The organism is Ketobacter sp. MCCC 1A13808, from assembly GCF_009746715.1.
In the GTDB taxonomy this organism is placed as follows: domain Bacteria; phylum Pseudomonadota; class Gammaproteobacteria; order Pseudomonadales; family Ketobacteraceae; genus Ketobacter.
Genome location: NZ_VRKW01000005.1, coordinates 250,215 through 261,601, shown reverse-complemented (window position 1 = coordinate 261,601; position 11,387 = coordinate 250,215). Strand labels below are relative to the sequence as shown.

General features: G+C 42.2%; 9 protein-coding genes, 1 tRNA gene and 1 pseudogene. 2 read left to right on the top strand and 9 right to left on the bottom strand.

Translation table 11 applies throughout. The features are described 5' to 3' along the window. Nucleotides 1–3 precede the first annotated feature (3 nt). Both FT643_RS12400 and FT643_RS12395 read right to left on the bottom strand, forming a co-directional pair. Nucleotides 4–1,419, bottom strand: a complete 1,416-nt coding sequence (locus FT643_RS12400; RefSeq protein WP_156871713.1) for a mannose-1-phosphate guanylyltransferase/mannose-6-phosphate isomerase — start codon at nt 1,417–1,419, stop codon at nt 4–6. Between the two features lie 138 nt (nt 1,420–1,557). Continuing rightward, nucleotides 1,558–2,838 (bottom strand): aminotransferase class I/II-fold pyridoxal phosphate-dependent enzyme, encoded by a 1,281-nt coding sequence (locus FT643_RS12395; RefSeq protein WP_156871712.1) that lies wholly within the window; start codon nt 2,836–2,838, stop codon nt 1,558–1,560. Nucleotides 2,839–3,003: 165 nt separating this feature from the next. On the opposite strand from FT643_RS12395, the gene FT643_RS12390 reads away from it, so the two are divergent. Then, nucleotides 3,004–3,079: transfer RNA gene (locus FT643_RS12390), tRNA-Asn, on the top strand. A 258-nt stretch (nt 3,080–3,337) separates the two neighbouring features. After that, nucleotides 3,338–3,931: an adenylyl-sulfate kinase gene (cysC, locus tag FT643_RS12385; RefSeq protein ID WP_156871711.1), complete on the top strand. Its 594-nt coding sequence runs from the start codon at nt 3,338–3,340 to the stop codon at nt 3,929–3,931. A gap of 150 nt (nt 3,932–4,081) precedes the next feature. Here cysC and FT643_RS12380 read toward each other — a convergent pair whose 3' ends face one another. From FT643_RS12380 to FT643_RS12350, 7 genes and pseudogenes are all read right to left on the bottom strand, one after another. After that, the gene (locus FT643_RS12380) at nt 4,082–5,488 is read right to left on the bottom strand and encodes an undecaprenyl-phosphate glucose phosphotransferase (protein ID WP_156871710.1); all 1,407 of its coding nucleotides are present in this window, start codon (nt 5,486–5,488) and stop codon (nt 4,082–4,084) included. 259 nt (nt 5,489–5,747) lie between these two features. After that, nucleotides 5,748–6,620: a glycosyltransferase gene (locus FT643_RS12375; RefSeq protein ID WP_156871709.1), complete on the bottom strand. Its 873-nt coding sequence runs from the start codon at nt 6,618–6,620 to the stop codon at nt 5,748–5,750. Nucleotides 6,621–6,636: 16 nt separating this feature from the next. Continuing rightward, complete coding sequence (locus FT643_RS23445) at nt 6,637–7,332, bottom strand: O-antigen ligase family protein (protein ID WP_255473936.1); 696 nt, start codon at nt 7,330–7,332, stop codon at nt 6,637–6,639. Between the two features lie 501 nt (nt 7,333–7,833). Beyond that, entirely contained in the window at nt 7,834–8,712 is an 879-nt protein-coding gene (locus FT643_RS12365; RefSeq protein ID WP_156871707.1) for an alpha-1,2-fucosyltransferase, read from the bottom strand. A 29-nt stretch (nt 8,713–8,741) separates the two neighbouring features. Further along, nucleotides 8,742–8,891 (bottom strand): annotated as a pseudogene (locus tag FT643_RS24045) (DapH/DapD/GlmU-related protein); the annotation flags it as partial. Between the two features lie 376 nt (nt 8,892–9,267). After that, nucleotides 9,268–10,089, bottom strand: a complete 822-nt coding sequence (locus FT643_RS12355; protein ID WP_156871705.1) for a sulfotransferase domain-containing protein — start codon at nt 10,087–10,089, stop codon at nt 9,268–9,270. A 25-nt stretch (nt 10,090–10,114) separates the two neighbouring features. After that, nucleotides 10,115–11,383 (bottom strand): MATE family efflux transporter, encoded by a 1,269-nt coding sequence (locus tag FT643_RS12350; RefSeq protein ID WP_198043508.1) that lies wholly within the window; start codon nt 11,381–11,383, stop codon nt 10,115–10,117. Nucleotides 11,384–11,387: the final 4 nt, after the last annotated feature.

Here is an 11,387-nt window from a genome sequence, read left to right as displayed (position 1 = left end):
AGTCTAATCGTTATTACCCCGGCCGTAAGTATCATCCAGGCGAATAATATCATCTTCGCCCAAATACGCGCCGGTCTGAATTTCAATGATTTCCAGCATAATTTTGCCCGGATTCTCCAGCGAGTGCACCTCACCAAGCGGGATATAAACGGACTCATTTTCACTGATCATGACTGTTTCGTCACCACGCCTAACTTTCGCAGTCCCCTGCACGACGACCCAATGTTCGGCACGGTGATGATGTAACTGGGTGGATAACCGCGCGCCCGGCTTAACGGTGATTCGCTTCACCTGGTAACGGCCACCGGCATCCACGGAATCGAACTTACCCCAAGGCCGGTGCACTTCACGGTGAAATTCATGTTCGGTGCGCCCGGATTCTTCGATGGTTTTAACGATATTCTTGACCCGCTGGACCTGATCAATATCCGCGACCAATACTGCATCACGGGTTTCGATAACGGCTATGTTCTTTACGCCCAATAAGGACACCAACCGACTCTGGGAAATAGCCATTGAGTTCTCTGTGTCCAATGCCAGTACATCCCCCTCAAACACATTCCCAAACTCATCGCCCTCCTTCACTTCCCACAAGGACTGCCAAGACCCCACATCCGACCAGCCGGCATCCAGCGGAATGACGACACCTTTATCGGTTTTTTCCATGACGGCGTAATCAATCGAATCTTCCGGGCTTTTCAAAAAGTCATCGGTACCGATACGCACAAAATCCAGATCCAGGGACTTGTTCTGCCACGCGGCTCTGCAGGCCGCTATCATATCAGGATTAAACTTGGCCAATTCACTCAGGTATAAGTCGGCACGAAAAGCAAACATCCCGCTATTCCAGTAATAGTGGTCATCAGCCACGTATTGTTTAGCGGTTTCAAAGTCCGGTTTTTCAACAAAAGCGGCTATCGGGCGAGAGGGCCCTGATTTCTGGTTACCCACTTTGATGTAACCGTACCCGGTTTCAGGCTTGCTCGGTACGATCCCGAACGTAACCAGCTTGCCTTCCAGTGCGGCGGCATTAGCTAACGCCAGCGCCTCATGAAAGGCAGGCTGGTCTTTAATGTGATGATCAGAAGGAAGGACTAACACCACGGCTTCAGGATCTTGCTCCAAGGCGCATAAGCAAGCCAGCGCAATGGCCGGAGCGGTATTGCGTCGAGCGGGTTCAAGTATAATTCTGGAATCACTAACACCAAGACTACGAATCTGTTCAGCCAACAAAAAGCGCTGATCTTCTGCCGTCACAAAAATCGGGCTTTGGCTGGCAACCGATCGCGAAAGCCTAGTCAGGGTTTCCTGAACCATTGACTGATCAGAACAAAGCGGCAGAAACTGTTTGGGATGAGAAGATCGGGAAAGAGGCCACAATCTTGAACCACTTCCACCTGAGAGTACTACTGGAATCATAGGGCTACCTTCTAGCGCGGGTTAGTCTCATAGATGCTTTGAATATAACACAAAGCCTGTTGCAAAAAATAAAAAAGGCCTGTCAACACGAAGGGAGCACAGGCCTTTTACGACGGTGATCAGAATGATCTGCAAACGCTATTCAGCTTGCAGTTTCAACCTGATTGACGCGAGTTTCACGCACACCACGAACACTTCCATGGTTTTATTGATATCGGACAAAGCAGGAAAGCTGGGTGCGAGCCGAATATTCTTGTCTTCCGGATCAAGCCCATAGGGAAATGTTGCACCCGCAGGCGTTAACTTCACCCCAACAGCAGCGGCCAAGGCAATGATTTCTTTGGCCAAACCGGGCAAGCAATCGAACGATATGAAATATCCGCCTTCCGGCACAGTCCAGCCACCCATGTCCGACCCCTTCAGGCCGTCCTCAAGATGCTGCAAAACCGCGTCAAAGCGGGGCTTCAGTAATTCGGCATGTTTATCCATATGCGTCATTAAACCGTCAAAATCCCCGAAGAACTTCACGTGACGTAGTTGATTCACCTTATCAGGTCCAATCGTCACCATTCCGAGGTGCTTTTTAAAGTACTTCAGGTTTTCTTCCGAAGTACCCATAAAAGCCAGACCGGCACCGGCGAACGTGATTTTTGAAGTGGAGCCAAAGATGATAACGGAATCTTCGGTGCCATAACGGCGCGCGGCATCCATTATATTGGCCAATTCGGGTGCTTCCCGGTGCAAAGCATGGACAGCATAGGCGTTGTCCCACATAACTCGGAAATGGGCACCCGCGATCTTGCCTAATTGCGCTATCCGATCGACCACGTCATCGCTATACACAATGCCGGTTGGATTGGAAAATCGGGGCACGCACCAGATGCCCTTGATTGCACTGTCGGCTTTCACCAGTGCTTCCACCTGATCCATGTCGGGGCCCTGATCAGTCATGGCCACCGGAATCATCTCAATCCCCAGCTCTTCACACACACTAAAATGACGATCATAGCCAGGCACGGGGCACAAGAACTTCACGACACCCTCTTTAATCCAGGCACTGTCAGCACCACGCACTCCGAACAAATGCGCAAATGCGAGGGTCTGGAACATCAACGTCAGACTGGCATTACCACCAATCAATGTTTCCTGGGGGCTCACCCCTAACACTTTGGAAAACAACTCTTTGGCTTCCGCAAGCCCGTCCAGACCACCGTAATTCCGGCAATCTTCACCGGCCCGGGTCACATAGGCACTATTCAAAATGCCATCCATAGAATTCGACAAATCCAGTTGCGCGGAATTGGGTTTCCCACGGGTCAAATCCAGGCTCAGGTTAGCCGCTTCAAACGCATTATACTGTTTTTCCAGATCAGCCAGCTGGGCTTGCAAATCCTGAGCAGACGCTTGGTCGATAGACAAGGTGATACCCCCTAGATATACAAATGGCACATCGCTACAAACCCGACACTATAGTGCGTTGCTTTGCTAATGCAATAGGTAATCATAAGCCCTTGTTAAAATTGTAGAAAAAAGTAGTTGACCTGGTATCTGAGTGTCATTAACATACGCGGCCTAAATTGCTGATCCACAGTAGCTCAGTTGGTAGAGCAAGCGGCTGTTAACCGCTGGGTCGCAGGTTCGAGCCCTGCCTGTGGAGCCATATTTAAGAAAGGAAGCTGTTCTATGCTTCCTTTTTTTTCGCCTAAAGCTCCGCTTCGGTTTAAAAAAGCCGGTTCCCCCATCATTTCGACCTGATTACCACCGCTTTACTCCCACCCTACGCCCTACCCGATCACAGCCTTATTACCAATCGTAATAAAGTACTTAATATGGTTAATAGCTGTGTCATCCGATATACAAATCTGGTTAAATTGGGCGCCTAAATAGACCAGATCCTAAATCAAAGAGAGTATCCCCCATGACTGAGAACGTGTATTTCCAGGATGGCCAGATCGGCCGAGCTGACCGCGAGAAACTGAATGGCCACAAAAGTGCCGCCCTGTGGTTCACCGGATTATCCGGTGCAGGTAAAACCACTGTTGCCCACAACCTGGAAAAACGCCTGGCAGGCATGGGCTGCAAAATCTATGTATTGGACGGCGACAACGTCCGTCACGGCCTATGTAAAGACTTAGGCTTTAGCGATATCGACCGGGTTGAAAACATCCGCCGCGTAGGCGAAGTTGCCAAACTGTTTGTGGATGCAGGCACCGTTGTACTTTGTTCCTTTATCTCCCCTTTCCGCAGTGACCGTGAAAAAGTTCGCGAATTGTTTGAGGAAGGTGATTTTCTGGAAGTGTATTGCACCGCGTCACTGGATGTATGTGAAGACCGCGATGTGAAGGGACTGTATAAGCGGGCTCGTTCAGGTGAGATTCCGAATTTTACCGGGATTGATTCACCTTATGAGGCTCCGGAGAACCCTGAGATCAAGCTGGATACTACGCAAGAATTGGATGCTTGCGTTGATGAGATGGTGGCGCTTTTGAAGGGGCGCGGGATTATTGAGTAAATAAGGCTTAGTAATCGATAATTATCACAGCGCGCTAAATTAGAATGGCGCGCTGCAATGTGCTCAGGACAACTTTACTAATTCCGACAATGAATGGATATCTAAATCTATCAACTGAGGTTTATAAATAGGATGTAAAATCCTATTTTACTAATAGGCGTTCTTATTCATAAAACCTTTAAATAAAGTCAACCATATGATTTTCAAGTCAAGAAATAAAGACCAGTTATTAATGTAAAACAGGTCGTATTCTATCCGCTTATTCAAATCTGTATCACCTCTCCACCCGTTCACCTGTGCCCACCCAGTAATACCGGCTTTCACGAGGTGCTTCTGCATATAACCTGGAATCTCCCGCTTAAATTTCTCTACAAAAACTGGCCGTTCAGGGCGGGGACCAACGATAGACATATCACCCATTAAGACATTCCAAAACTGAGGCAGCTCATCCAAACTGGTTTTGCGAAGGAAAGTACCGAATGCAGTTGCTCTACATTCTCCCATTTTGGCCCAGACAGCACCTGAACAGCCTTCAACATCGACAGGCATCGAACGAAATTTATACATTTTGAATGGTTTGCCATTCCAGCTGAGCCTTTCCTGACGATAGATTATCGGGCCAGTCGAGGTCATTTTGACACCTATAGCTAGAAGTAGCATCAAAGGGCTTACAGTAAGAAGAATCAGCAATGCTAATAATCTATCTTCAAAAGCTTTTAGGAACCAATTAAAGCCACTCATAGGACTTACAGACAAATCGACAACCGGCAATCCGGCAATATTATTGATCGTCTGGTTCATAAACTGAAAACCGAACATATCTGAAACCAATCGAATATCAACCGTTGAATGCTGCAGACCAGATAAAACCTTGCGAATCTGATTTATCCGATTGAAGGGCATCGCGATCCAGACCTGATCCACCTGCTCGTTTCGAATAAAGTCAAAAAAATCTTTCAATGAACCAGCTTCAATATCATCGGATATAAATCTGGCCGGTCCTGGCCTACCGGGTTGAAAATATCCTCGAACCTGGAAACCCAATTCATTCAAATCTGAAACTCGACGATAGACATCCTCACCGAGCTTTCCATCTCCTACTATCGCGATATGTCTTTGGTTAAAACCGTTGGATCTTAAAGAGTCGATAATATATCGCTGAACTATTCGACAAACAACCAGCAAGACTGCACCCAGTATTAGCCACAACCCAACCCAAATCCTTGAATACTGGTCCCCAATTTTAGTAGCGAATCCGAAGCAGGCAAGAACTACGAATACCGTTACCCAGGCAGACATCAGCACCCTAATCTCTCTACCTTTCGGCGCGCCTCTCCATGGACGATATACATCGAAACGTGTAAACACAACAATAGCGAGAACCACGCTTGAGAGTAGAAGTGAAGAATAATCAGGAACATGGCTCGCCGGACCAAGAATGTAGCCAAATGTTAGATCGAAAGCTATTTGCGCGGAGAGCACGATAACGGATATGTCGATAATGCGTTGAAGCAACACAATCAACCAGTAGTGCTCTCTTAAAAAGCCCCTTCTCATACTGTTATCTTAACCCCCCTTCCCATAAGATGACGAGGAACACGTATTAAAAATAATAATGCTCACTCTCACAGATATAATTCTCGCTCAATGGGGAATAGTATAGATTAAATTTTTTCACTGGCTAAAAAACATTGCTAGGTATATGCATGAATCAAAAACTGAATGGAACACATAAGGGAGCAAGCACGACTTGCTTGCGTGGATTAGACCGGGCGCAAAAGTGGCTGCCAACTAACTTTCGAACGACGAGCATATATCAATTAACATCAACCTTAACAAAGGATCTAATTACCGTGTAAGTCAATGTCCGTATTGTCCTAGGCATTAAACGTACAATCAAGCGGACTATAATATTTAAAACCAATCTACCCAATGTTATCAGATCATTACGGTACATCTGTACTAAATTATGAATCTCCATCCTGGCGTATTTAATTCCACCACGCCTTTCCATAAAATCATCATCACCCCTAACGTGAACCAAATAGGTGGGAATATTTTCAATTCTCATACCCTTTTTCAAAAGCGATAATGCGATCCACCAATCTTCCATATAACCAGCAATTTTCGGATATCCACCAACAGAAAGAATGTTTGATTTTTTAAATATGGCGGTCACATGGTTAAAAGGGGTTCGAGACTGCGCGTAACTAGATATCGCTCTAGGAGTGATTGGAACTTTACGGTCGGTGATACAATTGATCATATTTTTGTCAAATTGCTTATACCAAGCACCAAGCAAAGCAACATTAGGATTTAATGACAGGTATTCAACCTGAAGTTCAAATCTATGTGGCAAAGAAATGTCATCACTATCCATTCGGGCAACATACTCGTACCGACACTCAGATAAGCCTAGGTTTAACGCACTGGACAGACCAACATTGATCGGAGAGCGTACAACAGTACAATCAACGAAGGAATTCCTCTCCCACTTCGTAATTATAGCGTTAGTTTCCGTCGATACAGGGCCATCTACGACCAAAACGATCTCATTGGGAAGCAGTGTCTGGTCGAAGGTAACGCTATTCATCGCCACATCAAAATGTTCTGGATTATCGCCATGATAGACGGATATAAGCACTGAAAATTTGATCAACTTTTGCTTCCCATCACCAAGATTTTTCATCAAACGCCACTCAGGATCAAGAATACACCGAGTTATCTGATAACTTCGAATTACCGGAAATCCCTGGACGGAAACTTCTAATCATATTTCTATGATTACCCAGGCTAAGGCCTATCAAGAGCCAGCCGACCGGATCATAACTGTTGAACTGGAACAATCCAGTAATCGCATAACAAAGAGCCGCATTTGCATATCCGTTGTTAAAATTGGAACTTCGACAACGTGTAAATATTCTAGAAACAATAACAAGAAAGACTAATAGCGCCTGAATACCAGACTCAATACTTATCTGCAGGTAAATATTATGGAAATTCGCATCCTGTATGTCACCGTAAATTCTCTGCGCATATTCCATACCCAGCCCGACTCCATAGCCAAACAAATCCAACTTTAACAATTCAATAGAAGCGTCAATAAGAACAAGCCTGCCTAAGCCTTTTTCATAATTGGAAACTTCATAATCTATATCGACAAACCTGTCTAATACTGTATCGCCGCCTCCATATTTAACTAGCACAAAGCTAAGAATGCTGAAAGCGAAGATAAACAATAGAAAATATGCAATAGAGTTAAAATTCAGTTTTAGATTAGGCTTTAAAGCTAGCGAAAAGAAAAGGAAAAGCATTCCCGCCCTGCTTTGATATATCAACGATAGAACAAGACAGGTGACAAATAATAGTCTGAAATACCTTGTTTTTCTCAACACAAGCATTAAATAGCCGAGATGAGTAACTTCTATATTCCATCCACCCGGTGCAATAAAATAGTAATCTGTTAACAAGTATCGATTAGATAAACTGTCGTACAACCAGGACAATGTGAAAAATGTTCTAATCAATATCAATGATAGAATTGATATTGCACATAGTATAAATATATTTCTCACTTCCGGCTCAGACAAGGTCTCGAATATAATTTGACCTATAAAAAAGCATAAAAATGAAATACAGGTTAGAAGTATATAGCTATTTAAACCCCCGACATGAAATGAATGTAAACAAGATGCAAACAACAAAACAAAGTAAAGAGTTTCTACATTTCTTAGGTGAGAAAAATCGTACCTAAATAAAAGAAGCGCTAAGATAGGAGATAATAAATAGTAACCTCTTACAGAATAGCCACCAATATCAAACAGCTTATACTGTACAAAAGCAGAAAATAAAAAGAGAAAAAAAACCAGCTGAATAGTAGGCTTTTTAAGTAAAACCATACGTCAAATACTAACCCATTTTTCAGGAATAAGATCAGTTGTTACTATTTTTTTGGAAGCAAACCACTTATCCGGGCAAATCACAATTTTTTCAGGGTAATCGTTCAACCAAGCGGCCCACCAACTAAAGCTACTGTTAGCAATTATGTTATGTTTGCAAGCCATCATTAGTGAAAAATCATCAAAATGATTATTTGAAAAAGCATGATCGACAAAAACGTGCGAGCATGGTATCTGCATATTATTTTGGACCCAATCCAAATCATCCGAAAACACATAGATAGTTGGGTTTAAGACATTATTCTGAATATAACTAATTGCTGCATCGTAATATTCTAAAGAGCAGACACCATGAAAATCATTAGTTTCTTTCGACGAAACGTAGTCGCCACGTCGAACATGCAATGAAACTGACATGCTCTCCTGTATCTCTTTTTGCAGAGGCTTCGAAATGTCAGAAATTTTATTAGGCAAAAACGAAGCCCTAAGTTCTCGCCTGATCCTAGTGAAATAGCGATAACTTTGAAAGTAGCCGAAAAGAAATATGGTTTTAGTCTCTTTTATGGCTCTAAAAAAATTCGGATCGTAATTAAATGAATGCTCCACATAAACAAATTTAAGATGGAATATTCTTGAAAAATAAAACATCACTTTCTTCAGCACTTTAAACTTTAAGATGCATTCAAAAAGCGAGTTATCATGCTTGTAAGCTGCCAATCCAGGGATACTTAATTTATCAATTTCAAGATTTCGCAAGCTATCCGTTTGCAACATGGATGTTTCTATGAGTATTGGCCTATGATATTTCTTAGATGCAGCTAAAGCAGCTGCGTATTGAAACAATTGATTACCCAACCCACCGTTCAATTGTAAAATTATCATTTTTATTCTCTGTACTTTATGGGAGCCGCAGGATTGCCGACCGCAATTGCATAGCAAGGAATATCTTTTGTTACAACAGAACCAGCTCCAATCACTGCTCCATTTCCAATTTCAACACCGCTTAAAACGACGCAATTTGCGCCAATCCATACATCGCTTCCTATGACAATCCTCCCTTTACTCACACCGGGTTGGGAAAAAATGATCAGGCCTTTTTTTATACCGTAGTAGTCACTAATTAGGCAAGTATTAGGTGCTAAGCGTACGTGGCTCCCAATAGAAATATCACCAAACAAGTGACATCCATGCCCTATGCTCACCATATCTTCACATTTGAAACACTTTCCTGAAATTGAGCTGCCAGACTTTATATCGAAGCGATTTCCTACAGAAACATTCCTTTTGTGATATATTTTTGCAAAAGGTGAAATATAAGATGTAACGGTAAGCTTTTTAAAAAGGGCACGAAACGACAAGAAATAAAATGCCATGTATATGCCCTTGAATATGAGTTTAGTATGCCTAAATCTAATTTTGCTAACTTTAGCCACGAGATCATCGATCAAATTCTGCCCCCCTCTCTAGAAAAGAGCCAACAGATTCTAACAACAACTCTTTTTCCGCATCAGTAAACACGGACTGCCACAAGCCTATTTTTCCTTTATGAAATGTTTCAGCATTTGGCGAATAAATATTAGCTGCGATTTCATTCAACTTTCTATTTGAAATATCAATAGCAAGGTAATCAGTTATCTTTCGAAGCGAGGCCCTCTGGTTTTCAATTGATCCGCCACCTTGCTCGCCAATAATATCTTCAAACTTAACACTACAAATATTCTCCTGATTAATCCATCCTAGCGATTCTTCAATTCTGTTTTTTAACGGTGAAATTATGTAAGTTTCCCCATTTTTCACCCCGTATAGGATTTGACATAATTTTTGCGTCTGATTCAAAGTCCTAAATTTCTTATTTAAGGGATAGTTTTTGAATTTTCCCACATGATTCATATGCGAAAGAGCGACATCCCTAGGGTCTCTTGTTATATGTATAATTTTAAACCCTTTTTTATGCAGCGCACTTACCAGCTCTGCTGACCAAGGTAAATGCCCTTCCGAAAAACTATTATAATTCACGCTATCTAACAAACGATTAAACCAGTCTTTATTTATTTTCAAACTTGGGTTATCTATATCCAAGCGAATTCCAGCATCATCTAATCGTCTAGATATAAGAATATTTTTAACGAAAAATCTAGAATTTCTACGGACCATGCTGGCGCTAAAATGTATTTTGCTATCCTTAAAATCAAGCAGCTCTAAAATATTTACGAGCAAATGGGTCCCAGATTTCGGTAGAGAGTTCGCAATGATTTTCATAATGTCTTCTATAAAATTCTATGGATTATTTCCAAAAGGTTATAGTATTAATTCCTAGATTTCTTTTGACTATAATTACCAAAAATAAATTTTGCGCCGCTAATCCTAGGCTGGAGGCTATCGCTGCGCCTGTCAGACCGAACGCATAACTTAAGATACAAACTAATAGCAACGAAAATATTCCAGTCACACTTACTGCATTCCTTAACACGATCTGATGATTAGTCATTGCCAGCAGAATTCCTACAGACCCGGTCATAACGTTAACCATTTGAGCAAAGCATAATATAACTAAGACATGACTAGAATGAGCAAACTCTGGCCCAAAAACACTCATAACATATTTCGGGAAGACCGAGAGGACCAGAAAAATAGGGATCGATAACAAGAGCATAAATTTAGTACTACTATACGAAAGCGATTTGATACCACTCAAATTGCTCTCAGAGTACAACTGAGCGTATCTAGGAGCGTAGGCAACATTAACTGCGACTAAAGTGAAACTGATAATTAGAGAAACTCTTTGTGCAGTAACAAACTGAGAAACCTCATCGGCTCCTTCTATAATTCCCAAAATAATTATTGTGCCAATACTTAACCCCTGGGACATAACTGCAACCCAAAGAAGGGGGAAAGATTCATTCAATAGTGTTTTAACAGAGATGCTTTTCGACTCTAGCCCGCGGGGGACAGCTTTTATCCAGCCTAAGTACGACACGACAAATGTGAATATAATGGAGAAAGAGTAAACAATAGTAGTTTGCTCAGAAGTTTTAATGGGAAGTACTAAAAGCGCTATACCCAAAATTCCTGGAGGCATGATTGACGAAAGTATTATTGAAGAAAACGTATGGCTCGCTCCTTGAAAAGCAATACAAAGCAGAGTTAATGCGGCTAAGAAAGGAATGCTAAGACTGAAATAGCTTAAAGTACTAGACAACTCGGGCTCAGAAAATATATTTGCAGCTATTTCAAATGAAAACAGCCAAATTAACCCACCAACTATACACGACGGAAAAACAACCATCCTCATCGTGGTCTTTAATAAACTATTAGCTCCTCCCCACAACTGATTTCCTGAATGAATACCTACACGCTTAAGTAGCACATTATCCAATCCAAGCCGGCTTATCTCACATGAAATAATTGTTAAAGAATATCCGATGAAGTAAATACCACTTTCGCTTTTTCCTAGCTTTCTGGTAACAATCACTGTGACAATATATAGAATTGCAGCCGACATCAATTTTAAACAAAATGATATAACGGACTTAGTATAAATCGTTTGCAACACAGTA